At 73.2% G+C, this 25,785-nt stretch carries 25 protein-coding genes; 6 read left to right on the forward strand and 19 right to left on the reverse strand.

From position 1 onward, the window contains the following. Window positions 1-92: 92 nt before the first annotated feature. Entirely contained in the window at window positions 93-587 is a 495-nt protein-coding gene (locus Q9S36_RS27190) for a thioesterase family protein (RefSeq protein WP_311287961.1), read from the reverse strand. Then, window positions 584-4,138 carry a chromosome segregation protein SMC gene (gene smc, locus Q9S36_RS27195; RefSeq protein ID WP_311287962.1) on the reverse strand — a complete coding sequence of 1,185 codons (3,555 nt, stop codon included), beginning with the start codon at window positions 4,136-4,138 and terminating at the stop codon, window positions 584-586. The genes Q9S36_RS27190 and smc overlap by 4 nt, the downstream gene beginning before the upstream one ends. A gap of 124 nt (window positions 4,139-4,262) precedes the next feature. Here smc and Q9S36_RS27200 point away from each other — a divergent pair, with 124 nt between their 5' ends. Continuing rightward, window positions 4,263-4,892 carry a hypothetical protein gene (locus tag Q9S36_RS27200; protein ID WP_311287963.1) on the forward strand — a complete coding sequence of 210 codons (630 nt, stop codon included), beginning with the start codon at window positions 4,263-4,265 and terminating at the stop codon, window positions 4,890-4,892. Window positions 4,893-4,902: 10 nt separating this feature from the next. Here the strand turns inward: Q9S36_RS27200 and Q9S36_RS27205 are convergent, their stop codons facing one another. The 13 genes from Q9S36_RS27205 to Q9S36_RS27265 form a co-directional block, all read right to left on the reverse strand. After that, window positions 4,903-6,444 carry a hypothetical protein gene (locus tag Q9S36_RS27205; protein ID WP_311287964.1) on the reverse strand — a complete coding sequence of 514 codons (1,542 nt, stop codon included), beginning with the start codon at window positions 6,442-6,444 and terminating at the stop codon, window positions 4,903-4,905. Window positions 6,445-6,474: 30 nt separating this feature from the next. Next, window positions 6,475-7,596, reverse strand: a complete 1,122-nt coding sequence (locus Q9S36_RS27210) for an alanine--glyoxylate aminotransferase family protein (protein ID WP_311287965.1) — start codon at window positions 7,594-7,596, stop codon at window positions 6,475-6,477. 26 nt (window positions 7,597-7,622) lie between these two features. Beyond that, the gene (locus Q9S36_RS27215; protein ID WP_311287966.1) at window positions 7,623-9,008 is read right to left on the reverse strand and encodes an FAD-linked oxidase C-terminal domain-containing protein; all 1,386 of its coding nucleotides are present in this window, start codon (window positions 9,006-9,008) and stop codon (window positions 7,623-7,625) included. Window positions 9,009-9,023: 15 nt separating this feature from the next. Then, complete coding sequence (locus tag Q9S36_RS27220; RefSeq protein ID WP_311287967.1) at window positions 9,024-10,259, reverse strand: MFS transporter; 1,236 nt, start codon at window positions 10,257-10,259, stop codon at window positions 9,024-9,026. Window positions 10,260-10,352: 93 nt separating this feature from the next. Beyond that, window positions 10,353-10,544, reverse strand: coding sequence for a hypothetical protein (locus Q9S36_RS27225; RefSeq protein ID WP_311287968.1), 192 nt, complete (start codon window positions 10,542-10,544; stop codon window positions 10,353-10,355). Window positions 10,545-10,651: 107 nt separating this feature from the next. Continuing rightward, window positions 10,652-11,509 carry a bifunctional DNA-formamidopyrimidine glycosylase/DNA-(apurinic or apyrimidinic site) lyase gene (mutM, locus tag Q9S36_RS27230; RefSeq protein WP_311287969.1) on the reverse strand — a complete coding sequence of 286 codons (858 nt, stop codon included), beginning with the start codon at window positions 11,507-11,509 and terminating at the stop codon, window positions 10,652-10,654. 3 nt (window positions 11,510-11,512) lie between these two features. Beyond that, window positions 11,513-12,247, reverse strand: coding sequence for a ribonuclease III (gene rnc / locus Q9S36_RS27235; protein ID WP_311287986.1), 735 nt, complete (start codon window positions 12,245-12,247; stop codon window positions 11,513-11,515). Further along, a complete protein-coding gene (gene rpmF, locus Q9S36_RS27240) occupies window positions 12,244-12,429 on the reverse strand; it encodes a 50S ribosomal protein L32 (RefSeq protein WP_056906555.1) in 186 nt (61 codons plus the stop codon). Before rpmF ends, rnc begins: the two co-directional genes overlap by 4 nt. Before the next feature lie 48 nt (window positions 12,430-12,477). Next, the gene (locus Q9S36_RS27245; protein WP_396653854.1) at window positions 12,478-13,044 is read right to left on the reverse strand and encodes a YceD family protein; all 567 of its coding nucleotides are present in this window, start codon (window positions 13,042-13,044) and stop codon (window positions 12,478-12,480) included. A 108-nt stretch (window positions 13,045-13,152) separates the two neighbouring features. Beyond that, a complete protein-coding gene (coaD, locus tag Q9S36_RS27250) occupies window positions 13,153-13,638 on the reverse strand; it encodes a pantetheine-phosphate adenylyltransferase (RefSeq protein WP_311287971.1) in 486 nt (161 codons plus the stop codon). Between the two features lie 38 nt (window positions 13,639-13,676). Continuing rightward, entirely contained in the window at window positions 13,677-14,246 is a 570-nt protein-coding gene (gene rsmD / locus Q9S36_RS27255) for a 16S rRNA (guanine(966)-N(2))-methyltransferase RsmD (protein ID WP_311287972.1), read from the reverse strand. 10 nt (window positions 14,247-14,256) lie between these two features. After that, on the reverse strand, window positions 14,257-16,464 hold the full coding sequence (locus Q9S36_RS27260; RefSeq protein WP_311287973.1) for an ATP-dependent DNA helicase RecG: 2,208 nt from the start codon (window positions 16,462-16,464) through the stop codon (window positions 14,257-14,259). 28 nt (window positions 16,465-16,492) lie between these two features. Next, on the reverse strand, window positions 16,493-18,151 hold the full coding sequence (locus tag Q9S36_RS27265) for a DAK2 domain-containing protein (protein ID WP_311287974.1): 1,659 nt from the start codon (window positions 18,149-18,151) through the stop codon (window positions 16,493-16,495). 246 nt (window positions 18,152-18,397) lie between these two features. On the opposite strand from Q9S36_RS27265, the gene rpmB reads away from it, so the two are divergent. Continuing rightward, window positions 18,398-18,583 (forward strand): 50S ribosomal protein L28, encoded by a 186-nt coding sequence (gene rpmB, locus Q9S36_RS27270; RefSeq protein WP_056602600.1) that lies wholly within the window; start codon window positions 18,398-18,400, stop codon window positions 18,581-18,583. A 114-nt stretch (window positions 18,584-18,697) separates the two neighbouring features. On the opposite strand, the gene Q9S36_RS27275 is transcribed toward rpmB, so the two are convergent. Continuing rightward, window positions 18,698-19,660, reverse strand: coding sequence for a thiamine-phosphate kinase (locus Q9S36_RS27275; RefSeq protein ID WP_311287975.1), 963 nt, complete (start codon window positions 19,658-19,660; stop codon window positions 18,698-18,700). A 118-nt stretch (window positions 19,661-19,778) separates the two neighbouring features. Between Q9S36_RS27275 and Q9S36_RS27280 the strand changes: the two genes are divergently transcribed. Next, entirely contained in the window at window positions 19,779-20,015 is a 237-nt protein-coding gene (locus tag Q9S36_RS27280; protein ID WP_056602604.1) for an Lrp/AsnC family transcriptional regulator, read from the forward strand. A gap of 19 nt (window positions 20,016-20,034) precedes the next feature. Then, a complete protein-coding gene (locus Q9S36_RS27285; protein ID WP_311287976.1) occupies window positions 20,035-20,547 on the forward strand; it encodes a DUF3515 domain-containing protein in 513 nt (170 codons plus the stop codon). A 4-nt stretch (window positions 20,548-20,551) separates the two neighbouring features. On the opposite strand, the gene Q9S36_RS27290 is transcribed toward Q9S36_RS27285, so the two are convergent. Next, window positions 20,552-21,697, reverse strand: coding sequence for a D-alanine--D-alanine ligase family protein (locus Q9S36_RS27290; RefSeq protein WP_311287977.1), 1,146 nt, complete (start codon window positions 21,695-21,697; stop codon window positions 20,552-20,554). 32 nt (window positions 21,698-21,729) lie between these two features. On the opposite strand from Q9S36_RS27290, the gene Q9S36_RS27295 reads away from it, so the two are divergent. Further along, the gene (locus Q9S36_RS27295; protein WP_311287979.1) at window positions 21,730-22,818 is read left to right on the forward strand and encodes a PLP-dependent aspartate aminotransferase family protein; all 1,089 of its coding nucleotides are present in this window, start codon (window positions 21,730-21,732) and stop codon (window positions 22,816-22,818) included. A gap of 218 nt (window positions 22,819-23,036) precedes the next feature. Here the strand turns inward: Q9S36_RS27295 and Q9S36_RS27300 are convergent, their stop codons facing one another. Continuing rightward, complete coding sequence (locus Q9S36_RS27300; protein WP_311287980.1) at window positions 23,037-24,038, reverse strand: NAD(P)H-dependent glycerol-3-phosphate dehydrogenase; 1,002 nt, start codon at window positions 24,036-24,038, stop codon at window positions 23,037-23,039. Beyond that, the gene (locus tag Q9S36_RS27305; protein WP_311287981.1) at window positions 24,035-24,826 is read right to left on the reverse strand and encodes a lysophospholipid acyltransferase family protein; all 792 of its coding nucleotides are present in this window, start codon (window positions 24,824-24,826) and stop codon (window positions 24,035-24,037) included. The genes Q9S36_RS27300 and Q9S36_RS27305 overlap by 4 nt, the downstream gene beginning before the upstream one ends. Window positions 24,827-24,961: 135 nt before the next feature. On the opposite strand from Q9S36_RS27305, the gene cofC reads away from it, so the two are divergent. Next, entirely contained in the window at window positions 24,962-25,648 is a 687-nt protein-coding gene (gene cofC, locus Q9S36_RS27310; protein ID WP_311287982.1) for a 2-phospho-L-lactate guanylyltransferase, read from the forward strand. The last annotated feature ends 137 nt before the right edge of the window (window positions 25,649-25,785 follow it).

Here is a 25,785-nt window from a genome sequence, read left to right on the forward strand (position 1 = left end):
CCGAGGTGGTCCGGTCCGGTCGCCTCCACCATCGCACAGCGACGGGCGCCGCGACGCATCCCCGCCGCCGTGTCGACCGCGCCGTCGGCCGCTCAGCGCAGGAGGGGTACGACGGCCTCGCGCACGGCGTCCGGCATCGGGACGACCGGCCGGTCACCGGCGCCGCGGGAGTTGTCGACGTACACGTGGACGAAGCGGCCCTCGGCGGCGGCCTCGTCGGAGTCGCCCTGGAACAGGCCGATCCGGTAGACGATCGAGCTCGTGCCGACCTTGTCGACGACCAGCCCCATCTCGATGGGGTCGGGGAAGCCGATCTCGCGGAAGTAGCGGCAGCCGGTCTCGGCGACGACGCCGATCTGCGGCAGGGCGCGCACGTCGAGCCCGGTCGCGTCGTAGAGGTAGGCGTTCACGGCCGTGTCGAACAGCTCGTAGTAGGTGGCGTTGTTGAGGTGGCCGTAGGCGTCGTCGTCGCGCCACCGGGTCGTCGCGGTGCGCCAGGCGACGTAGTCGTCGCGGGTCGGGCGCGCGGGTCGGGTGCGCTCCCCCGTGGCGACCGGTCCCTCCGGGGCACCCGACTGCTCGCTCATGCGGACTCGGCGTCGCGGAGCCGCTGGCTGATCACCGCGGACACGCCGTCGCCGCGCATCGTGACGCCGTAGAGCGCGTCGCCGACCTCCATGGTGCGCTTCTGGTGGGTGATCACGAGCAGCTGGGAGTTCTCGCGCAGCTCCTCGTAGATCTCCAGCAGGCGGCCGAGGTTGGTGTCATCGAGCGCCGCCTCGACCTCGTCGAGGATGTAGAACGGCGACGGCCGGGCCTTGAACAGCGCCACCAGGAACGCCACCGCCACCAGCGACCGCTCGCCGCCGGAGAGCAGCGAGAGCCGCTTGACCTTCTTGCCGGGCGGGCGCGCCTCGACCTCGACGCCGGTCGTGAGCATGTCGGAGGGGTCGGTGAGCACCAGCCGGCCCTCGCCGCCGGGGAACAGCCGCGCGAAGGTCCGGTCGAAGGCCTTCTCCACGTCGGCGTAGGCCTCGGTGAAGACCTGCTCGACGCGGGCGTCGACCTCGCGGACGATGTCGAGGAGGTCCTTGCGGGTGCGCTTGAGGTCCTCGAGCTGCTCGGTGAGGAACTTGTGGCGCTCCTCCATCGCGGAGAACTCCTCGAGCGCGAGCGGGTTGACCCGCCCCAGCATGGAGAGTGCCCGCTCGGCGGAGCGCAGCCGCTTGACCTGCTCCTCGCGCACGAACGGCGTCGGCTCGGGCGGCTCCTCGCCGTCGGGCACCTGACCGGTGAACGGGACGAGCGTGTCGGGGCCGTAGTCGCCCACCAGGCCATCGGGGTCGAGACCGAGCTCCTCCAGCGCGCGCTCCTCGAGCTGCTCGATGCGCATCCGCTGCTGGGTGCGGGCCATCTCGTCGCGGTGCACGGAGTTCACCAGCTCGTCGTGCTCGCGCCCGAGGTCGCGCAGCTGGGTGCGCACGGCCATGAGCTGCTGCTCGCTGCCCTGGCGCGACTCCTCCACGGCGGCGCGCTCGTCGGCGGCCTCCATGACGGACCGCTCCAGCTGGTGCAGCACGATCCGCACCGCGACCGACACGGCCTGCGCGGCGCGGCCCTCGCGGATCAGGCGTTCGCGGCGCTCGGCGGCACGGGCGCGCGACTCCCGCTCGGCCTGCGCGGCGCGGAGCAGCGAGTCGGCGCGGCCGTGGAGCGCGCGGGCCCGCTCCTCGGCGGTGCGGAGCGCGAGCCGGGCGTCCATCTCGCCCTGGCGGGCCTCGCGGGCCGCCTCGGCCAGCTTCTCGCGGTCGGAGGTGTCGGGCTCCTCGTCGGTGACGTCCTCGGCGGCGGCCAGGCGGGCCTCGAGCTCCGCGAGCCCGGCGAGGTCGGCCTCGCGCGCCTCGCGCGCGGTCGTGATGGCCCGCTCGAGCCGGTCGGCCTCGCCCTTGGCGGCCCGCGCCTGCGAGCCGTGCTGGCCGAGCTCCTCGGCGATCGCCGCGAGCGTCGCGTCGGACTCGTGCAGCTTGGCCAGGGCGACGTCGACGCGCTTCAGGGCGTCGTGACGGCTCGCCTCGAGCCGGGAGATCTCGAAGCCGAGGCGCTCGGTCGTCGCGGTCGCCTCGGCCAGCCGCGTGGTGGCCTCGTCGACCGCGGCCTGGATCTCGATCAGGCTCGGCTGGCTGCTGGAGCCGCCGGCGGCGAAGTGGGCGCCGAGCAGGTCGCCCTCGCGGGTCACCGCGACGACGTCGGGCAGGTCTGCCACCAGGCGTCGGGCGGCCGGGAGGTCGTCGACGACGGCGACCCGGTGCAGGAGCCGCGCCAGCGCCGGGCGTACGTCGTCGGGCGCGGTGACCACGTCGACGGCGTACGTCGCCCTGGCGGGGAGGGCGGGCCAGTCCCGCTCCACCTGCGGTGCACCACCGAGCAGGAGGCCGGCGCGGCCCAGGTCGTCGTCCTTGAGGTGGGTGATCGCCTCGATCGCCGCCTGCGCATCGGTGACGACCACGGCATCCGCGGCGGTGCCGAGGGCGGCGGCGACAGCGGCCTCGTAGCCGTGGTCGACGTCGAGCAGCGCGGCGACCGAGCCCAGCAGGCCACCCACCTCCTCGCTCGCGGCCAGCAGCGCCCCGGCGCCGTCCTTGCGGTTGAGACCCAGCTCGAGGGCGTCGCGGCGGGCGATGAGCCCGGCCCGGTCGCGATCGGCCTGCTGGGCGTCCTCGCGCGCACGGGCCAGCTGCTCCTCGATCTCGTCGAGGGCGGCGACGGCCTCCTCGTGCTCGGAGTCGAGGCCCTCCTCACCGGCGTCGAGCCCGGCGACCCGCGTCTCCAGCGCGGTGAAGTCGCGCTGGGCGCGCTCGGCGCGGGTCACGGCGTCCTCGCGGGCGTCGGTGAGCCGCCGGATCTCCGCATCGGCGGCCTCCGCGCGGGACTTCAGTGCGTTGACCTGGCCGGTGAGGCGGGCCAGGCCCTCGCGGCGGTCGGCGGCAGCGCGCTGGAGGCCTGCGATCCGCTTGTCCTCCTCGGCGGCGGCCTCCTCGGCGGCACGCTTCGCGACCACGGCGGCGTCGAGCGCGGCACGCTGCTGCTCCACCTGCTCGGCGATCTCGGCCTCCTGCTGCCGCACCCGCTCGGCCTGGGCCTCGAGCTCGTCGGGGTCGCGCCCGGAGTCGACGGTGTCGCCCTCGGCGGCTCCGGCGGCGTTGCGGATCCGCTCGTCGGCCAGCGACGCCGTGCCGCGCAGCCGCTCCTTGAGCCCCGACAGCGCGAACCAGGTCTCCTGTGCGGCAGCGAGCCGGGGCAGGTCGTCGCGGAGCGCGGCCTCGAGGCGGGCCTCCTTCTCCCGGCCGGCGGCGATCTCGGCCTCGACCTGCTCGCGCCGCTCCTTCAGGAGCGTCTCGTCGGCCATCTCCTGGTCGAGCGCGGTGCGGGCGGTGACCAGGTCGTCGGCCAGCAGCCGGGCCCGCGCGTCGCGCACATCAGCCTGCACGGTCTGCGCCTGCCGCGCGACCTCGGCCTGGCGGCCCAGCGGCTTGAGCTGCCGGCGGATCTCGGAGAGGAGATCGGCAAGGCGGGTCAGGTTGCCGTCGGTGGCGTCGAGCTTGCGGAGCGCCTTCTCCTTGCGCTTGCGGTGCTTGAGGACACCCGCCGCCTCCTCGATGAACCCGCGGCGGTCCTCGGGGGTCGCGTGGAGGATCGAGTCGAGCTGGCCCTGCCCGACGATCACGTGCATCTCGCGGCCGATGCCGGAGTCGCTGAGCAGCTCCTGGACGTCGAGCAGGCGGCAGCCGTTGCCGTTGATGGCGTACTCCGAGCCGCCGTTGCGGAACATCGTGCGGCTGATCGTGACCTCGGCGTAGTCGATCGGCAGGGCACCGTCGGAGTTGTCGATGGTCAGCTGCACCTCGGCGCGGCCCAGCGGCGGGCGCCCGGAGGTGCCCGCGAAGATGACGTCCTCCATCTTCCCGCCGCGCAGGCTCTTGGCACCCTGCTCGCCCATGACCCACGCCAGGGCGTCCACGACGTTGGACTTGCCGGAGCCGTTGGGCCCGACGATGCAGGTGATGCCCGGCTCGAGCTGCATGGTCGTCGAGGACGCGAAGGACTTGAACCCCTTGAGGGTCAGGCTCTTCAGGTACAACGCGGGCTCCTCGCCGTCAGGAATGGAGACTGATAACTGGGGAAGCTCAGCGCCGCTCACCCTACGACACGGCGCGGCGCCGTACCCGTTGCACACCCGCGCGCCTCGCCGCCATGCTGTCGCCATGCGGAGGACGATGATCTCGCTCGCGACGCTCGTGGTGGTCCTGCTCGGCCCGGCGGCCCCCGGGCCGGCGACGGCGGCTCCCGCCCCGGTCGGGCGCGAGCACCTCCTGACGCTCGCCGACCACGCCACGGTCTACCCCGACATGGACGACCCCATCCGCACCGTGATGCGCTCCCCCGTCTTCGCGCCCCGCGGGTGCGACGACCAGCAGGAGGCCGTGCGTGGCAGCAGCCGCATCCTCGGCAGCGTCTCCCCCGCGAGCCGGCGCCGCTCCGTCGCGCTCATCGACCAGAACGTCGTACGATTCGCGTCCCGGCGCGACGCGCGGCTGCTCGTCCAGCGCTACCGGTTCTTCAGCAAGCGGTGCGTCGGCGACGTGCGCACCGACGACGGCGAGGGCGGCCGGGTCCTGCTCAAGAACCGCGCCTGGATCCCGCCACGCGTCGGCGACGAGTCCTCCGGGATGCTGGTCGGCTGGGTGCAGGGTGGCAGCACCACCTGGCGGCGAGTGCTGGTCACCCGCGTCGGCCGCACGGTCTCCGTGCTCGACGTGAGCTTCACCGAGGTCCGCCCACCCCGCGACGACCTCCTGGCCCTCGGCGCGCTGGCCGTCGAGCGGCTGGGCTGAGGGGCCAGCCTCACCCCAGTGGGCCGGGGGCGTACCGGCGGCGTCGGTGCAGCAGCACGGCGGTCACGGCGCTGGTACCGAGGACCAGGCCCGGCAGCAAGGACGCGGTCGGCGTCGCCACCTCGACCGAGGGCAGGGCGCCGACCCCGTCTCCCGGGACGTCGACGACGTACACGTCCAGGCCGCGGACGAGGTCGACCGAGTACACGATGTTGGTCCTCCGCGAGGTGGCCACGCCCTTGCGGTCGTAGACCGGCGCCCACATCGCGTCCCACACCTCTGACGCGCCCCACGAGGCGAAGCCGTGGCTCACCGGCCTCGTCGGGTCCGTGACGTCGATCAACTGGGTGCCGCCCCCGTAGAAGCCGACCGCCGCGATGCCGCTGGGATGGACGTCGAACCAGTGCGCCGAGCAGAACGCACCCGCGGGGACGGGGTAGGTGCCGAGGTCGGCCAGCTCGACCTTGGCCAGCGGGACGATCGAGCCCTCGGAGCCGTCGAGACGCTTGACGTGCCAGGTCTGGAACGAGCCCGCCGTCGAGCAGTCGGGGTCCTCGTAGTCCTCCTCGGTGACGAGCAGCACGTTGCCGTTGGCGAGCGACGGCGGTGTGTCGGGACGGAACTCCCTCGCGTTCGGCCGGAAGCTGTTGTGGTGGATGAAGTCGTTGTAGTGGTTGACCGCGCCGTCGCGGGCCGAGTCGCCGGCGGCACCGGTGCTGGCGACCTCACGCGGGTGCAGGGGGTCGCGCACGTCGTACACGTAGCTCCCGCCTGCGCCGGTGTGCGTGGCGTAGCCGGCGTCGTCGACGTTCCACTTGTGCCCGCCCCACCCGACGGCGTCCGACCGGAACGGCTGGGTGCCGGGCGTCGCCGGGTCGCTGTCGACCTCGACCGGCCGGTCGAGGTCTCGCAGGTCGAAGACCGAGAAGCTGCCCTGTCCCGGGACCTGCGAGTCGTCGCCCGCGGAGTAGGCGTAGCGGCAGTCGGTGCCGTCGATGCAGCTGACGGTGTGCGTGCTGGTGGTCGACGGCACGCGGGAGCGCACGTGCGGGTCCGTGGGGTCGCTGACGTCGACGATGACCAGCTCGTAGTCACCGGTCACCGGGTCGTTGACGTGCTCGAGGTCGCCGGGTGAGGCCTGGTAGAGGTCGACGCCGATCATCGCGAAGCGGTCGGTGCGGGTGCGCGAGACCTTGCGCTCCCCACAGTTCATCGCCTCGTTCTCGAACTGCGCGCTCGGCATCGAGCCGACCTCGCGCGGCGACACAGGATCGCTCACGTCGAAGACCGTCACGTCGTCGAGCCCGGACATCACGAAGTACGGCGCGGAGTGCAGGAAGCATCCCGAGATGCCCGCGCTGCCCGGCCGGACGGCCGCCAGGCGGACGTTGGGCGAGGCGACGAACGGCACGGCGAGACCGGCGTCGTAGGCCTCCGCCATCCGCTCGGCGCGATCACGGTCGCCGTGGGCGTGTGCGGCGGTCCCGGTCAGGACGGGCGCGAGGGCGAGCAGCCCGATGACGGCCAGGCGGGCGGGGGTGGCGAGTCGCATGCCGGGTCAACGACCGCCGGGCGGAGCCGGTTACGGGCGTGGGGCGCCGGGCACGCGGCTCAGGACGTCCTCCAGCGCTGCCAGGACGAGCAGCACGGCGTCGGGGCGGGCGTTGCGGCCCATCAGGCCGATGCGCCAGACGCTGGCGGCGTACGGTCCCGCGCCGGCGCCGATCTCGATGCCGTGCTTCTCGAGCAGCTCCCTGCGGACGGCCGCGGAGTCCACGCCGTCGGGGACCTTCACGGTCGTGAGCTCGGGGAGCCGGCTGCCCTCGGCCGCGAACAGCTCGAGGCCCATCTCCTCCAGCCCCGACTGGAGCGCGTCGCCCGCCGCCTGGTGCCGCGCCCAGACGGCCTCGAGACCCTCGTCGAGGATGCGGGCGAGGCCGGCGTGCAGGCTGGCGACCATCGCGGTCGGCGCGGTGTGGTGGTAGGTCCGCTGACCCTTGCCGCCCTCCTTCAGGCCGGCCTCGCCGACGTACCCACCCAGCATGCCGAGGTCGAGGTACCACGAGCGCGGCTTCTCGACCCGGCGCTCGAAGGCGCGGTCGTTGATCGTGAACGGCGCCAGGCCGGGCGCGACGCCGAGGCACTTCTGGGTGCCGGCGTAGCCGAGGTCGATCCCCCACTCGTCGGCGCGCAGCTCGATGCCGGCGATCGAGGTGACCGCGTCGACCAGCAGGAGGGCATCACCCTTCCCGGCGCCGAGCGCCGCGACGTCGGAGCGGACACCGGTCGAGGTCTCGGCGTGGACCGCGGCGATGATCGCCGGCGACGGGTGGGCGGAGAGGACGCGGTCCACGTCGACCGGCTGGCCCCACTCGTGGTCGACCGCGACGACGTCGGCACCGCAGCGTGCCGCCACGTCGGTCATCCGCTGGCCGAACAGCCCGTTGACCGCGACGACGACCACGTCGCCGGGGTGCACGGTGTTGACGAAGGCCGCCTCCATGCCTGCCGAGCCGGTCGCGCTGAGCGGCAGCGTCCGGGCGTTGGAGGTGCCCCAGACGGTGCGGAGCATCTCGCAGGTCTCGTCCATGATCCGGAGGAACTCCGGGTCGAGGTGGCCGAGCAGCGGCTCGGCCAGGGCGCGAGTCGCCTCCGGGTAGGGGTTGGACGGACCGGGACCGAGGAGGTGGCGCTCGCGGATCATGTCCTGACCGTAACGAACGTGGGCGGTCAGAGCACGGCGCCCGGGTTGAGGATCCCCGCGGGGTCGAGGGCGTCCTTGATCCGGCGGCTCAGCGCCATCACGTCGTCGCCCAGCTGGTCGGGCAGCGCGGACTTCTTCGTGCGGCCCACCCCGTGCTCGCCGGTGATGGTGCCGCCGAGCCGGATCGCCGCCTGCAGGATGTCGTCGAAGGCGGCCCGCGCCCGGCGCTCGGAGTCCGGATCGGCGGCGTCGTAGACGATGATCGGGTGGGTGTTGCCGTCGCCCGCGTGGGCGACGGTCGGGATCTCCACGTCGTGCTGCCGGGCGATGTCGGCGACCGCCGCCAGCAGGTCGGGCAGCAGCGGGACCGGGACGCCGACGTCCTCGAGCAGCAGGGCGCCGCGCGCCTCGACGGCCGGGAAGGCCGCCCGGCGGGCCGCGACGAACATCTCACCCTCGTCCGGGTCGTCGGTCACCACGACCTCGGTCGCCCCGGCGGCCTCGCACGCCGCCTCGACGGTCGCGATCTCGGCGACCCGGGCCTTCCCCGGCGCGTCGGACTGCACGACCAGCAGCGCGCCCGCCGTGCGGTCCAGCCCTCGCGGCGAGTGGTCCTCGACCGCGTTGATGGAGGCCTGGTCCATCAGCTCCATCATCGAGGGGCGCATGGTGCGGCGCACGGACACCACGGCCCGGGCCGCCTCGGCCACGGTCGGGAACGCCGCCACGAGCGTCGCCGGAGGGAGCGGCAGCGGCACCAGTCGGAGGATCGCGCGCGTGACGACCCCGAGGGTCCCCTCGGAGCCCACGAACAGCTTGAGCAGCGAGAGCCCGGCGACGTCCTTGATCCGCTTGCCGCCGAGCGTGACCAGCGTGCCGTCGGCCAGCACCACGTCGAGGCCGAGGACGTAGTCGGTCGTGACGCCGTACTTCACGCAGCACAGGCCGCCCGCGTTGGTCGCGACGTTGCCGCCGATGGAGCAGATCTCGTACGACGACGGGTCGGGCGGGTACCAGAGCCCGTAATCGCGGGCTGCGGCCTTCACCTCGGCGTTGAAGGCTCCCGGCTCGACGACGGCCACCTGGCAGTCGGCGTCGACCTCGATCGCGCGCATCCGCTCGAGGCTGAGCACGATGCCGCCGTCGACGGCGCTCGACCCGCCCGAGAGCCCGGACCCCGCCCCACGCGGCACGACGGGCACCCCGTGCGTCGCGGCCCACCGGACCGCGGCCTGCACCTGCGCGGCGTCGTGCGCCCGCACGACGGCGACCGGGGTGCCGGCGCCGGTGTCCTTGGACCAGTCGAAGCGGTAGTTCTCCACGGTGGCCGGGTCGGTGGCCACGACCCCGTCCGGCAGGGACCCGACGAGCTCGGCGAGGGCATCCATCCGCCCATCGAACCAGACCGTCATGCGGACGGACCCCGGTCAGGCGCTGGCGGTGGCGACCTCGTCGGCGTGCGCGATGTGCCCGAGCTCGCGCCACACGAGCGCGAGGGTGATCCCCGCGCCCGCGAAGGCGAACCACCACGGCGCGGTCAGCCCCCACTGGCGGGCGATCAGGCCGCCGAGCAGCGAGCCCAGGAGCATCCCGCCCATCACGCAGATCATGTAGACCGAGGAGACCCTGCCCTGCAGCTCGGTCGGCACGGCCCGCTGCCGGACCGCGCTCGACAGCGTGCCCCACACGAAGGCGTACGCACCGAAGAAGACCATCAGGCCCAGCGCGACGGCGTACGTCGTCGTGAACGCCATCGCGAGGTGGAAGAGCACCTCGCACAGCAGGGCGGCCCGCATCAGCGTGGCGAGCGGGACCCGCTTCTCGAGCCGGCCGTAGGACACGGTGGCGACGAGGCCCCCGACCGCGCTGGCCGTGGTGAGCAGGCCGAAGCCGGCGGCGTCGACACCGACGCGCTCCTGGGCCCACAGCACGAGCACCGACCACGGCGCCGCCCAGGTCACGTTGAACGTCACGATCACCAGCGCGAGGGTGCGCACGGCGCGGTTGCCGAGCAGCCAGCGCATGCCCTCGGCGATGTCCTGTCGGATGTGGGAGTCCACGTCCTCGCGGACGGCACCGCGCGGCGTGCCGATCCGGGCGATCAGGACGACGCCCAGCCCCACGCAGACGGCCTGGACCGTGAACGGCACGGCCATCCCCACGGCGAACAGGACCGCGCCCAGCGCGGGACCCACGAGCTGGTTGGCGGTGATCAGGCCCGCCATGATGCGGGCGTTGGCGATGCCGAGGTCGGGCTTGGCGACCAGCATCGGGACGAGGGTCGAGGCGGTCGTGTCGGCGAACACCTCGGCGGTGCCCATCGCGAACAGGGCGACCAGCACGAGCCAGATGTTGACGTGCCCGGTCCACACGAAGGTGGTGAGGACGACCAGGACCCCGACGCGGACGGCGTTCATGGTCATGATGACCAGGCGTCGGTCGAGGCGGTCGGCGAGCGCGCCCGCGACCAGCCCGAAGAGCAGCCAGGGGAGCTGCGAGGCCATCGCGGCGAGCGCCACGAGGACGGGGTCGCGGGTCTGGGAGGCGACCAGCAGCGGGCCGGCCGCCATCATCAGCCCGTCGCCGAGGTTGCTGGTCCACGAGCTGGCCACCAGCCAGCGGAAGCCAGCGCCGAGACGCGCCGGGAAGACGGTCTCGACCACCCTGCTCGTCCTGCGGAGGTCGCGGTCCGACCGGCTCGAAGGGCTCACAAGGTGGTGACCCTACGGCGCGGCACTCGTCGTCCGCACCGGATTTCAGGCGGGCTGCAGGTCCTCGACCGGGCGCTCGTCGCGGGCGGCCGCGGCCAGGCGGTCGTTCTCGGCCTGCAGCCGGAGGACCAGTGCCTCCAGGTCACCGACCCGGCGCCGGAGCCGGCTGTTCTCGACGGCCAGGACCGAGGCGGACCGCACGTCGCTGTTCACATGACCCATCAGCGCTTTCGCCATGGGGTGCCTTTCCAGAAAGGGGGTTCGGGGCCGCGAAGCGGCCATCTACAAGAGTCGCACCATGCCGGGGTCCGGTCAATGCCGGGACGGGCCCGGCACCCCCGACGTCAGCGGGCGCGCGGTGGCCGCTGGCAGCGCGGGCAGAAGTACGACGACCGGTTCATGAAGGCGATCCGCCGGATCGGCGTCCCGCAGCGCCGGCACGGCTCGCCCTCACGCCCGTAGGCGTCGAGCGACCGGTCGAAGTAGCCCGACTCGCCGTTGACGTTGACGTAGAGCGCGTCGAAGGAGGTGCCGCCCTGGGCGAGCGCCTCGCCCATCACCTCGCGGACGTGACCGAGCAGCCCACGCAGCACCGGCCCGGTGAGCCGGTCGCCGGGGCGCTCGCCGTGGAGCCGGGAGCGCCACAGCGCCTCGTCGGCGTAGATGTTGCCGACGCCGGAGACCAGCCCCTGGTCCAGCAGCAGCCGCTTGATCGCCGACGTGCGCCGACGCGCGCGCCGTACGAACTCGGCGTCGTCGAAGTCCGGGTCGATCGGGTCGCGCGCGATGTGCACGATCTCGGTCGGCAGCTCGGCGCCACCGGTCGAGACGGCGAGCCCGCCGAACATGCGCTGGTCGACGAAGCGCATCTCCAGCCGGCCGCCGTCGGGGGTGGCCAGCGTGAAGCGCACCCGGAGGTGTCGCTCGTCGGGGGCGCCGGGCTCGTGCAGCAGCATCTGGCCGCTCATGCCGAGGTGGCCGAGGAGCGCGTCGCCGTTGCCGAGGGCGAGCCAGAAGTACTTGCCGCGGCGCCGGACCGCGTCGATGCGCTGGCCCACGAGGGCGGCGGCGAAGCCGGTCGAGCCACGGTGGTCACGACGCACCGGGCGCGGGTGGAGCACCTCGACGGCCGCGACGGTGCTGCCGAGGACGTGGTGCTCGAGGCCGGCGCGGACGACCTCGACCTCGGGGAGCTCGGGCACGGGTCAGACGTCGGCGTCGACGGGCGCCGCAGGCTGCGCGGGCTCGGCGGACCGGCTGTGCGAGGCCTGGATCTCGCGGTACGCCGTCTCGGCGGCGCCCTGCTCGGCCTCCTTCTTGGAGCGACCGGTGCCGTTGCCGAGGACCAGCTCGCCGACGCGGACGCGCGCGACGAAGGTCTTCATGTGGTCGGGGCCGTCGTCCTCGATGAGGTACTCCGGGACGCCGAGGCCGATCTCGGCGGACAGCTCCTGCAGGGAGGTCTTCCAGTCGAGGCCGGCGCCCATGGACGCAGCGGCCTCCATCACCGGGTCGAAGAGCCGGTGGACCACCTTCGCGGCCTCGCTCATGCCGCCGCTCAGGTGGATGGCGCCGATGACCGCCTCGACCGTGTCGGAGAGGATCGACGCCTTGTCGCGGCCGCCGGTGGTCTCCTCACCGCGGCCGAGCATGATGTGCCGGCCGAGGTCGATGCGGCGGGCCACCTCGGCCAGGGCACGTGCGTTGACGACCGCGGCGCGCAGCTTGGCCAGCCGTCCCTCGGAGAAGTCCGGGTGGGCGCGGTAGAGCGTCTCGGTCACCACGACCCCGAGCACGGAGTCCCCGAGGAACTCCAGGCGCTCGTTGGTCGGGATCTGCCCGTTCTCGTAGGCGAACGAGCGGTGCGTCAGCGCACGCTGCAGCAGCTCGGGATCCAGGACCGGATCACCGAGCGCTGCGCGGAGCTCGTCGGTGGTCAGAGGACCTGGCGACGGTCGGCCCGGGCGCCGTACTGGCCGCACTGACCGCACGCGCGGTGCGGGAGGTGCTTGGCGCCGCAGGCGGGGTTGGCGCACGTCACGAGGGTCGGCGCGACGGCCTTCCACTGCGAACGGCGGTGACGCGTGTTGCTGCGCGACATCTTCCGCTTCGGAACAGCCATGGTTGTCTCCTGTTGCTTGCTTCAGCCGGGATGGTCCCGGTGAGTCGGTCAGTCCTGGGGATCCTGCTGGAGTTCTGCGAGTCCTGCCCAGCGGGGGTCGATCGGCGCCTCGTGCGTGTGGTCCGGGTCGTCCGCGAGCCGCGCACCACACTCGGTGCACAACCCGGGGCAATCGTCCATGCACAGCGGCTGGAACGGCAGTGCGAGCACCACCGCGTCCCGCAGCAGGGGCTCGAGGTCGAGCAGGTCGTCCTCGAGGAGGCTGGTCTCGTCGTCGAGGTCACGGTCGTCGTTCTCCGTGGCCCTGTCGTGCTGGTCGGGGTAGACGTAGAGCTCCTGGAGCGTCGCGTGGATCTCGTCCTCGATCGGCTCCAGGCACCGCACGCACTCCCCCTCGAGCCTGGCCGTGGCCGTGCCCGTGAGCAGCACGCCCTCCATGACCGCCTCCAGCCGCAGGTCGAGCTCGACCGGCGATCCTTCGGGGACAGAGAGGACTTCGATACCAAGTTCTGCTGGTGCCGGAACGGAGAGCTCGAGCTCACGCTGGGACCCCGGGCGGCGCCCGAGCTCGCGCGTGTCAAGCACGAGCGGCGCCCTCGGGTCCAGGCTGCTCACGTCGAACTCCCACATCTGGACACCAACACAACCTCGGAATCGTATCCGTCGCCCGGGTGACGGGGCAAAACGAGTGGGGCGGGAGGCGACTCGTGGGCCGCCGTCACGTCAGGAACGACGCTCGTCGAGGCGTCGTACGAGCGCCTCGCGGACGGGCTCCGGCACCAGGCCGCTCACGTCGCCGCCGAGGGCGGCGACCTCCTTGATCAGGCTCGAGGACACGAACGCGTTGCCGACGGCACCGGGCAGGAAGACCGTCTCGACCCGGGTGAGGTGGGAGTTCATCTGGGCCATCGGGAGCTCGTACTCGTAGTCGCCCGCACCGCGCAGCCCCTTCACGATCGCCACGGCGTCGATCTCGCGGCAGAAGTCCACGATCAGCCCGTCGAAGCCGGACACCCGCACGTTGGGGATGTCGGCGGTGGCCTCCTCGAGCATCGCGATGCGCTCGTCTGGGGTGAAGAGCCGGTTCTTGCTCATGTTCACGCCGATGGCGACCACGACCTCGTCGAAGAGCCGCGCGGCGCGACCGACGATGTCGAGGTGGCCGTTGGTCACCGGGTCGAAGGACCCGGGGCAGACAGCGCGTCGCACGCGGGTCTCCCTCCGTGCTGGGCTGGGGCGCCTGGGGGTCAGGGTGCCGGGGTGGCGTGACCGTACCAAAGCGCGGTCTCGCCGTAGCGCTTCGTGCGGTCCTCCTCGATCCCCTCGGGCCAGGCGACCTCGCTGCGCTTGGCCGCGCGCTCGACGACGACGAGCGCGCCCGGGACAAGCCACCCGTGCGCGACGAGCGCGGCCAGGTCGGCCGTGACGTCGCCGTCGGACATCGGGTAGGGCGGGTCGGAGAAGACGATGTCGTAGGGGGCGGCCGGCGTGGCCTGGAGGAACGCGGCCACGGAGGTGGCGACGACCTTGGCCCGGGCGAAGCCGAGGGCGACGGCGTTGCGCGAGATCAGGGCGGCGGTGCGGCGGTCCTGCTCGACCAGGGTGACCACGCCCGCCCCCAGCGACCACGCCTCGAGGCCGACCGCGCCGGAGCCGGCGTACAGGTCGAGGAAGCGCAGCCCGTCGAGGGAGCCCGTGCGCGACTCGACGGCGGAGAACAGCGCCTCGCGGACCCGGTCGCTCGTGGGCCGCGTGGTCTGGCCGCGCGGCGTCTCCAGACGGCGGCCCCCCGCCGTTCCCCCGATGATCCGAGTCATGTCGTCGCGCTCAGCCCTTCTCCATGAATCCCGAGGCCGCGGATCGCTCGACCTCGGCGACCGCCGCGGCCAGGTCGGGCGACTGCGCGAGACCGGGGTCCTCGGAGAGTAGCGCCTCCGCGGCCTCACGGGCACGGACGATGGTCTTCTCGTCCCGCAATACCCGAAGTGTGACGAGACTCGAGCGGAAACCGGACTGGTTGGCGCCCAGGACGTCGCCCTCGCGCCGCTGCTCGAGGTCCACGCGGCTCAGCTCGAAGCCGTCGGTGGTCGCCGCGACGGCGTCGAGGCGCTCGCGGGCGGGCGACCCAGCCTCGGCGTGGGAGACGAGGAGGCACAGGCCGGGCAGCCCGCCACGACCGACGCGGCCGCGCAGCTGGTGGAGCTGGGAGACGCCGAACCGGTCGGCGTCGAGGAGCACCATCGTGGTCGCGTTGTGCACGTCGACGCCGACCTCGATGACCGTGGTGGAGACCAGCACGTCGACCTCGCCGGCGGCGAACGCGCGCATGGTGCGGTCCTTCTCCTCCGGCGGCAGCTTGCCGTGCAGGATCGCGGTGCGCAGGCCGGCCAGGGGGCCGGCGGCCAGCTCGGCGTGCACCTCCTCGACGGCGGCCAGCGCACGCCTCGGCGCGACCTCGGCGCCGCTCTCGTCGAGGTCGACCTGGTCGGACTCGCCCTCCTCGCCGGCGTCGCCGGAGATGCGGGGGCACACGACGTAGACCTGATGCCCCTTCTCGACCTCCTCGCGGACGCGCTGCCAGACCCGCTCGATCCAGGAGGGCTGGTCGGCGAGGGGCACGACGTTGGTCTGGATCGGCGCGCGCCCCGCGGGCAGCTCGGCGAGCACCGACGTCTCGAGGTCGCCGAACACCGTCATCGCCACCGTCCGCGGGATGGGCGTGGCGGTCATGACCAGGACGTGGGGCGGCGAGCCGGCCTTGTCGGTGAGCGCGGCCCGCTGCTCGACACCGAACCGGTGCTGCTCGTCGACGACGACCAGACCGAGGTCGGCGAACTCGACCTTGTCCTCGAGGAGGGCGTGGGTGCCGATGACGATGCCGGCCTCACCGGTGACGATGCGCAGCATCGCCTCCTGGCGCGCGGCCTTGCCCATCGACCCGGTGAGCAGGACGACGGTGGTCGCCTCGGCGGCGCCGCCGAGCATCCCGCCCTGGGCGAGGTCGCCGAGCATCGCGGTGATCGAGCGGTGGTGCTGCTGGGCGAGCACCTCCGTGGGCGCGAGCAGCGCAGCCTGGCCGCCGGCGTCGACGACCTGCAGCATGGCGCGGAGGGCGACCAGGGTCTTGCCGGAGCCGACCTCGCCCTGCAGGAGCCGGTTCATGGGGTGGTCGCGGGCGAGCTCCTCGGCCACCACGTCGCCGATCTCGCGCTGTCCCCCGGTGAGCTCGAAGGGCAGCCGGGCGTCGAAGGCGGCGAGCACGCCGTCGGTGCGCGGCGCGCGGGACTGCGCTCCGAGCGCGCGGTGTGCCGCCCGACGGCGGGCGAGGACCAGCTGGAGGACGAGCGCCTCCTCGAACCGGAACCGCTTCTGGGCAGCGCCCAGCTCGCTCCAGTCGTCGGGGGCGTGGATCCAGCGCAGGGCCTGCATGATGCCGAGCAGGCCGAACCGCTCACGGAGCTCGGGGGTGAAGACGTCGGGGACGCCGGTGACGAGGTCGAGGGCAGTGCTGATGACCTTCTGGAGGTCCCACGTGTAGAGCTTGGCGGTGAGCGGGTAGACGGGCATCAGCTTGCTCAGGGTCGCGCCCTCGGGCCCGTCCATCGCGAAGCCGTGGGGCTGGTCGAGCTGCCACGAGCCGCGGAACTGCTTCGCCTTGCCGGTGAAGACCGCCCGGCTGCCCGGCCGGAACTCGGCCTCGTGGCGGTCGGCCTGGCCCTGGTAGGGGCTGAACAGCGTGACGGAGAAGTCGGGGCCGTCGGTGCGCAGCCGCACCGTCGTACGGAACTGGCGGCGGTTGCCGGAGAAGAACGACGCGCTGTCGCAGGAGCGCACCTCGCCGACGATCGTCAGCTGCTCGCCGACCGCCGGGGTGGCGACCTCGGAGAGCTCGGTGGCGGCGATGTAGCGGCGCGGGAAGTGGCGCAGCAGGTCGCCGACCGTCTTCAGGCCGAGGCCCTCCTCGGCGAGCTTGCGCTTCTTGTGGTGGGAGCCGAAGACCGCCCCGATCGGGCTGTCCGGCGTGATCGCGACCATGAGGAGATTCCTAGCCGATCCGTGCCGGTCACTCGACGCTGACCAGCAGCGGGTAGCGCGGCTGGCCGCCCTCGTGGACGGCGACGTCGACGGTCGGGTGGTGCTGCTCGACGTGGGCGGCGACGCGGTCGGCCAGCTCGACACCGCCCTCGCCGGAGACGATCGTGACCAGCTCGCCGCCGCCGGCCAGGAGCCGCTCCAGCACGTCGCGGGCGACCTCCTCGAGGTCGGTGCCGACGACCGCGAAGTCTCCGGCGACCACGCCGAGGGCGTCACCGGCCTCGCACGGCCCCGCCATGGTGATCGCCTGGCGGGCGGCGACCGTGACCGCTCCGTGACGGACGTGGCGCGCGGTCGCGGTCATCTCGCGCACGTCGGCGTCGAAGGTGCGGCCGGGCTCGTGGACGGAGATCGCGGCCAGGCCCTGCACCTGCGCGTGGGTCGGGATCACCTCCACCGAGACCTCGTGCTCGGCCACCGCGGTGCCGGCGGCGATCTCGGCGGCGCGGACGGTGTCGCCGTCGTTGGGCAGCACGACGACCTCGGCGGCACCGCACGCGGTGATGGCCTCCAGCAGCTGGCCCGTCGAGGGCCGCTGGCCCGGGCCACCCGTGACGACCACGGCGCCGGCGGACGCGAAGAGCTCGGCCAGGCCCGGCCCGGCGGCCACCGCCACGACCTTGCGGCCGGTGCGGGTGGAGACCCGTTGCCGGGCCGCGGCGACCTGCTCGGCGAAGTGGGTGACGCGGATGCGGTGGGGACGCCCCGCGGTGATGCCGGCCTCGACCGCGGCGCCGACGTCGTCGACGTGCACGTGGACGTTCCACAGCCCGTCTCCCCCGACGACCACCAGGCTGTCGCCGAGCCCGGCGAGGGTGTGGCGCAGCTCCTCGACGGCAGCGTCGTCGGCGTCGAGGAGGTACATCACCTCGTAGGACGGCCCGTCCTCGGTGAGGTCCTCACCGGGGGCGCCGTGCGTCACGGCGGCGATCGGGACGGGGATGTGGTGGGTGCCGATCGGCGGCGTGTAGGGCATCGGCCGACGGCCGGTCGACGCGGTCTCGACGGCGTCGAGGACCACGCAGAGGCCGCGGCCACCGGCGTCGACGACACCGGCCTGGGCCAGCACCGGCAGCTGCTCGGGGGTCCTGGCCAGTGCGGCCCGGGCGGCCGCGGCAGCGGCGGTGAACACGTCGCGCGTGCGGGCGCCGGGACGCTCGGCCGCCGCCACAGCGGCGTCCGACGCGGCCCGCGAGACCGTCAGGATGGTGCCCTCGACGGGAGTGCCGACCGCGGCGTAGCTGGCGTCGGTCGCCTCGGCCATGGCCGCCGCGACCGTCTGCGCGGGGTGCTGCTGCAGGCCGGCTCCGGCGAGGTGGTGGACGTACGCACGGAACATCTGGCTGAGGATCACCCCGGAGTTGCCGCGCGCCCCCAGCAGGGCGGCGCGCGCGAGCACCGCCATGCCGTCGCCCAGTCCCAGGTCGGGGTCGGCCGCGCGGGCGGCGCGCAGCTCGTCGCGGGCGGCCGAGACCGTCAGGAACATGTTGGTGCCGGTGTCGCCGTCGGGGACCGGGTAGACGTTGAGCGCGTCGATCTCCTCACGCGCCGAGGACAGGGCGTCGGTCGCGATGTCGACGAACCGGGCGACCCCGTCCAGGGTGATGCCGTGGGTGACTGGCTCCATCGAGTCGGTGTGCTCCCGTGGTCGTCTGGGGGGTGGTGGCGGGCTGGGTCCTGCGGCGGATCCGGGGCAGGATGGGGGCAGCGCGGGCGCGCTGTGGTGCGCGCCACAGGGTAGTGCCCGGATCCGACGGCCTTGCGATTTCATCTCGCCGCGGGTCCTCGGCTACTCTTGCGCGGTTGCCTGTTGCCGCCTCCAGCGGCGACGGACCTTGAACATCTATCACCCTCGAACGGATCGGAGTGCACGGTGGCTGCCGTCTGCGACATCTGCGCCAAGAAGCCGGGCTTCGGAAACAACCGTCCCTGGTCGCGCAAGATCACCAAGCGTCGTTTCAACCCCAACATCCAGCGCGTCCGGGCGACCGTGAACGGCACGCCCAAGCGCCTGAACGTCTGCACCGGCTGCCTCAAGGCCGGCAAGGTCTCGCGCTGACCTGACGAAGAGTCTTCGTCGAAGCCCCCGTCGCTGATGCGGCGGGGGCTTCGTCGTGCTCCGACTCCCCGCCCTCCCGGGGTCCAGAACTTAGGCGACTACCGCGGCGCGGGGTCAGAAGTGGGTCCAGCCGGTGGGGCCGTCGTACTCCCCGCCGTCGACGGTGACGCCCTCCCCCGCCCGCACCTCGCCGACCACCTGCCAGCCGGCGGGGATCGACGCGGTGTCGGGGAAGGTCGCGAGCAGGGCGTGGTCGTCGCCGCCGGAGAGGATGAACTCCAGCGGGTCGGCGCCCAGCGCCGCACCCACCGCCTGCAGCGGCTCGGGCACGTCGAAGGCGTCACGTCGTACGTCGATGGCGACGCCGCTCGCCTCCGCGAGGTGCGCGGCCTCGGCCAGGAGGCCGTCGGAGATGTCGATGAGGGAGGTCGCTCCGGCCTCGGCGGCCTCCTTGCCGGCGGCGTACGGCGGCTCGGGTCGGCGGTAGGCCTCGACGAGCACCCGCGGGGAGCGGAAGCCGCGGCCGAGCACGGCGAGCCCGCCGGCCGCCCAGCCCTGCCGGCCGGTGAGCGCGAGCACGTCCCCGGGCTGGGCGCCCGAGCGCAGCACCGGGGACTGGAAGCACTGGCCGAGCACGGTGACGGCGATCAACAGCTGGTCGGACCGGGTGAGGTCGCCGCCGACGACGCTGGCGCCGACACCGGCGCACTCGTCGGCGAAGCCGCGCGCGAAGTCCAGCGCCCAGGAGACGGGCAGGTCCGCGGGAGCCGCGAGCCCGATGGTCAGGTGGCGGGCGGTGCCGCCCATGGCGTTGATGTCGGAGAGGTTCTGCGCCGCGGCCCGGTGCCCCACGTCGGCGGCGCTGGCCCAGTCCCGTCGGAAGTGGCGGCCCTCGACCATGAGGTCGGTCGAGACGACCACGTGGCCGTGCTTGATGCGCAGCACGGCCGCGTCGTCGCCGGGCCCGACGAGCACGTGCTCGTCGCCCTCGAAGATCTCGCCGAACCGGGAGACGAGCTCCGAGATCAGGCCGAACTCGCCGGCCTCGGCGAGGGTTGCGTCTGGGGTGAGCGCCATGCGCCCATCCCACCAGACCGGGCCGGTGACCACCGCCACCCGGCCCCTGTCGGCCCGCCCGCGCGGCGCGGTAGGTTGGCCCGGTCCGACCCCGCTGAACGAGACCGAGGAGTCCACGATGGTCGTCCAGGCCTACATCCTGATCCAGACCGACGTCGGCAAGGCTGCCGAAGTTGCCCGCGAGATCGCCCAGGTCAGTGGCGTCACCCTCGCCGAGGACGTCACCGGTCCCTACGACGTGATCGTGCGCGCCGAGGCCAAGAACGTCGACGAGCTGGGCAAGCTCGTGGTGTCGAAGGTGCAGAACCTCGACGGCATCACCCGCACGCTGACGTGCCCCGTCGTCCACATCTGACCTGGCCGACCTGACACACGTGCACCCACGCCGACGCCTCGGCCCCTCGACGGGCCGGGGCGTCGTCGCGTCCGCGGCCGCTGCCGGGCTGGTGCTGCTCGGCGGCTGCTCGTCCGGTCCGCCGCAGATCGAGGAGCACGACCTCTCCGGCGCCGACCGGGCCGCCTGCGAGGCACTGGTCGACGACCTCCCCGACACCCTGGCCGGTGAGCCCAGCACCCCGGTCGAGCCCGACGGTGCGCTCGGCGCGGCGTGGGGCGACCCGGCGTACGTCCTCACGTGCGGCGTGCCGGAGCCGGAGGACTACGAGCCGACCGCGGAGTGCAACGTGGTCGCGGGCGTCGGGTGGTACGTCCCCGACGACGAGCTGTCCGACCCGTCCGAGGACGCGACGGCGATCGCCCTGAGCCGGACGCCGTACGTCGCGGTGCTGGTGCCCGAGGAGCACCGCACCGAGGGCATCGACCGCGCACTGGCGGAGCTCGCACCCGTGCTGGAGGAGCACCTCGGCGAGGGTCTCCCCTGCCTGTGAGGGCTCAGCGCAGGCCGGTGTCGCGCTTCAGCGCCAGCTGGACCAGCCGGTCGACCAGGTCGGGGTAGGCCATCCCCGACGCCGCCCAGAGCTGGGGGTACATCGACGTCGGCGTGAAGCCGGGCATCGTGTTGAGCTCGTTGATCACGAGCGTGCCGTCGGGCATCACGAAGAAGTCGACGCGCGCGAGCCCCTCGCACGACAGCGCCTCGAAGGCACGGACCGCCATCGCCCGCACCTGCTGCTCGGTCTCCGCGGGGAGGTCGGCCGGGATGTCGATCTCGGTGTGCTGGTCGGCGAGGTACTTGGCCTCGAAGTCGTAGAACTCGTGGTCCCCGCCGGTGCGCACCTCACCGGGTCGCGACGTCTCCGGGGGACCCTCGAGGGTGCCGAGCACGCCGCACTCCACCTCGCGCGCGCCCTCCATCGACTGCTCGACGAGCACCTTCGGGTCGTGCCGGAACGCCTCCTCCAGCGCCTCCTCGACCTCGGAGGCGTCGTGGATCTTGCTGATCCCCATGCTCGACCCGGCGCGTGCGGGCTTGGCGAACGAGGGGAAGCCGAGCTCCTCGATCCGCGTGCGTACGCCGACGGGGTCCTGCGCGAGCTCGGTGCGGGTGACCACGATCCCCGGGGTGACCGGGAGACCGGCGGCCTGGAGGACCACCTTCATGTAGGCCTTGTCCATCCCGATCGCGGACGCCAGGACGCCGGACCCGACGTAGCGGACCCCGGCCATCTCGAGCATCCCCTGCAGCGTCCCGTCCTCGCCCCACGGGCCGTGCAGCAGCGGGAAGACCACGTCGACCTCGCCGATCACCGACGGGACGCTCGACGGCTCGGTGACCACCAGGTCGGTGCCGGTCGTCGCGCCCATGAGGGCGACCGGTGACCGGTCGGCGTCGACCGTGGGGAGCTCGCTGCCCCGGATCGCCAGGCGCGTGGGCTCGTCGGCCTCCAGCACCCAGCGGCCGTCGGTCGCGATCCCGACCGGCACGACGTCGTACACGTCGCGGTCGATGGCGGCCAGCACGCTGCCGGCGGTGACGCAGGAGATGCCGTGCTCGGAGGAGCGTCCGCCGAAGACGACGGCGACGCGCGGCTTGCGTGCCGCGGGGCCGGGGGGCGTGTCAGGGGAGGTGTCGTTCATCGGCTCGACCCTATCCACCTACGCTGGCGCGCATGGCTGCAGACTCTCCGCTCAGGCCCGCGACGCTGGCGCTCTCCACGCTGGCCGTCACGGCCGGTCGCCCGGACAAGACGCCCGACGCCCCGCTCAACGAGCCCATCACCATGGCGGCCACCTACGTCGCTGGCGGCGACGTGGAGTACGGCCGCTACGGCAACCCGACCTGGACCGCGCTCGAGGACGCGCTCGGTGCCCTCGAGGGTGGGCGGTGCCTGACGTTCGCCTCCGGGCTCGCGGCGGCCGCGACGGTGCTCGACCTCGTCGGCGCGGACGGCAAGGTCGTCGTCCCGAAGCACGCCTACACCGGCACGATCATGCAGCTGGCCGACCTCGAGGCACGCGGCCGGCTGCGTGCGGAGATGGTGGACGTCACCGACACCGAGGCGGTCGTGGCGGCCTGTGCCGACGCCGCCCTGGTCTGGCTCGAGTCGCCGACGAACCCGGCCCTGGAGGTCGCGGACATCGCGACGATCACCGCAGCTGCGCACGAGGCGGGCGCCTACGTCGTGGTCGACAACACCTTCGCCACTCCCCTGCTGCAGCGCCCGCTCGAGGACGCCGTCGACCTCGTGGTGCACTCGGCGACCAAGTACCTCGCCGGCCACTCCGACGTGCAGATGGGCGCGATCGTCACGCGCGACGACGAGCTGTACGCCGTGCTCAAGGGCCGCCGCGACCTCGTCGGCGCGATCCCCGGCCCGTTCGAGGCGTGGTTGACGCTGCGCGGGCTGCGCACCCTCCACCTGCGCGTCGAGCGTGCCCAGGCCAACGCCCAGGACCTCGTACGCCGCCTCGCCGAGCACCCTGCGCTGTCGGAGGTCCGCTACCCCGGCTTCGGCGGCATCGTCAGCATCGTGCTGGCGCAGGGCGAGATGGCCGCCGACCTCCTCAGCCGCAAGACCCGCCTGTGGGTGCACGCCACCTCGCTCGGCGGTGTCGAGTCGACGCTCGAACGTCGCCGGCGCTGGAAGGCCGAGGCCGCGACCATCCCCGACGGGCTGGTCCGGCTCTCCGTCGGCGTCGAGGACGTGGAGGACCTCTGGGACGACCTCCGCACCGCGCTGGACGGCTGCGTCGGTTAGAAGACCTGGTTTCGAGGCTCGCTGCGCTCGCACCTCAACCAGCGGGATAGGCGCTCGGCCCGCATCGCCCCTGACTCCTCCGCCCACGCGCTCGGCGCCCGACGTCGTCTGGACTGAGGAGCGAGCGAGCGCGACGAGCGCAGCGAGACAGCTCGGGAGCGACGAGGGAAGACGACGTCTTCAGGGGCGCCGAGCACGCGCGAGCGGAGCGAGCGCCATCAGTCCGTTTCTGCCTTGGTGTCCCTCGCGATGAAGGAGTTCATCATGTCCTGGGCGGTCATCCGGCCGTCGACGACGGCGTCGACGGCCTCGGCGATCGGGGCGTCGATGCCGGTCTGCTGGGCGAGGGCCAGGAGGGACTTGCAGGACTTGGCGCCCTCGGCGACCTGGCGGGTCGAGGCGTAGATCTCCTCGGTGGTCATGCCCTGACCCAGGCGCTCGCCGAACGTGCGGTTGCGCGAGAGGGGCGAGGAGCAGGTGGCGACCAGGTCGCCGAGGCCGGCGAGGCCCATGAGGGTGAGCGGGTTGGCGCCCTGCGCGGTCGCGAGGCGGGCGGTCTCGGCGAGGCCGCGGGTGATCACGGAGGCCGTGGTGTTGTCGCCGAAGCCGAGGCCGACGGCCATGCCGACGGCGAGGCCGACGACGTTCTTGTAGGCACCGCCGATCTCGCAGCCGAGCACGTCGACGGACGTGTAGGGGCGCCACGACGGGCCGTGCGTGATCGCCTGGATCTGCTTGGCGCGCTCCTCGTCGGTGCACGCGACGACGGACGCGGCCGGCTCGCGGCGGGCGATCTCGCGCGCGAGGTTGGGTCCGCTGACGACGGCGATGCGGTCGGGGTCGGCGTCGGTGACCTCGTGGATGACCTCGCTCATCCGCATCAGCGTGCCGAGCTCGACGCCCTTCATCAGCGAGACCAGCGTCGCCTTCTGCGGCAGGATCGGGGCCCAGCTCGTGAGGTTCTCACGCAGGGTCTGCGACGGGACGGTCAGCACCACGACGTCGGCGTCGTGCGCGACCTTCTCGGGATCGGTCGAGGCGCTGATGGAGGGCGGCAGCTCGATGCCCGGGAGGTAGTCGGTGTTCTCCCGACGGTCGTTGATCGCGTCGACGACGTCGTCGCGCCGCGCCCAGAGGGTCACGTCGTTGCCCGCGTCGGCGAGGACCAGCGAGAAGGCGGTGCCCCACGAGCCTGCGCTGAACACTGCGATCTTCGTCATCGGTCGCGCTTCCTCCTGCTTCGCTGACGCGCCGGACTGGCGTCGTCGTGGGGGTTCCCGGTCTCGCGTACGCCGCGCTGGCGCGGGTCGAAGCGCTCGGCCGGGGCGGTGCCACCGCGGACGTCCTCGACGAGCTCGGTGATGGCGGCCATGATGCGCTCGGTCGCGCGCGCCGTGGCCTCGGGGGTGTGCGGTCCGGCGACGAGGTCGTCCAGCGGCACCGGGTCACCGGCCTTCATCACGATGTTCTTGCGCGGCACGAGGTGCGGCGTCTTGGTGTAGGGGGCCAGCACCTCCTGCGCACCCCACTGGCCGACCGGGATGACCGGGCAGCCGGTGGCGAGGGCGATCCGGGCCGCGCCGGTCTTGCCCTTCATCGGCCACAGGTCGGGGTCGCGGGTGAGCGTGCCCTCGGGATAGATGATGATGCACTCGCCGTCGCCGATCGCCCGGACCGCGGCGTCGTAGGCACCGATCGCGTTGCGGCTGAGCCGCTCGACGGGGATCTGCCCGGCGGAGGTGAGGAAGGCACCGAGGTACTTGTTCTTGAACAGTCCCGACTTCGCGAGGTAGCGCGGCAGCCGGCCGTGGTCGTAGACGAAGTGCGCGGACAGCAGCGGGTCGACGTGCGAGATGTGGTTGATCGCGATGATGCAGCCGCCGGTGGCCGGGATCTTCTCGCCGTCGATCCAGGTGCGGGAGGTGGCGGTGAGCAACGTCGGCTTGAGGATCGACGCCGCGACGGTCATCGCCCAGCCGCGCTTCCGCTCCAGCTTCCTGACGCGCACCCGTCACCCCTCCCGTTGCTCGTGCCGGGCCGTCCCGCGGCCCCGGACGCTCCCTGCGTCGCGAGCAGGCTACTCGCTCGGCCGGGCCCGGGGACCGCAGCGGCGCGCTGGTCTCGGATGCGAGGATCGGGGGTGATGTCCAGCCCCCGCACCTCTGCTGCCGACCGCGCGCCCTGCGTGGTCGTCGTACCCGTGAAGCCTCCTGCGTTCGGCAAGTCCCGGCTCGGTGCCGCCGACCGGGGACTGCCCGACGAGCAGCGTCGCGCGCTCGCGCAGGCCTTCGCCCTCGACACCGTCGAGGCCGCGCGCGCGACGCCCGGCGTGGAGACCGTCCTCGTGGTCACCGACGACTTCCGGCTGGCCGCCACGGTGCGCGACCTCGGGTGCGAGGTGATGCCCGACGGAGCGAGCGACGACCTCAACGCCACGCTGGTCCAGGGAGCGGCAGAGGTCGCCCGCCGGTGGCCGTACGCCGTCCCGGTGGCGCTCTGCGCCGACCTGCCGGCGCTGCGGCCCGACGAGCTGGCCGGGGTGCTGGCGGAGGTCACGGACGTCGTGGCGGACGGCGGATCGGCGTTCGTGCGCGACCGGGCCGGGGTCGGCACGACCCTCTACGCGGCGCCGGCCGACCGCTTCGACCCGAGCTTCGGGCTCGGCTCGGCGGCCCGGCACGTCGAGGACGGGGCGACGGAGGTCGGCGCGCACGCGACCAGCGTTCGCACCGATGTCGACGACTTCGCCGACCTGGGCGCGGCGCTCGTCGCGGGCGTGGGCCCGCACACGGCCCGGGCAAGCGGAAGGCGGGCCACCCCCCAGGGGTGACCCGCCCTCGATCGCTGGGCGGCGGCGGTCAGGACTTCTTGGCGGTCTTCTTCGCCGGCGCCTTCTTGGCCGTGCTGGACGAGCTGCTCTTCTTGGCCGGTGCCGACTTCTTGGCCGGCGCCTTGGCGGTCGTGGTC

The sequence above is a fragment of the Microbacterium sp. ARD31 genome (assembly GCF_031844425.1).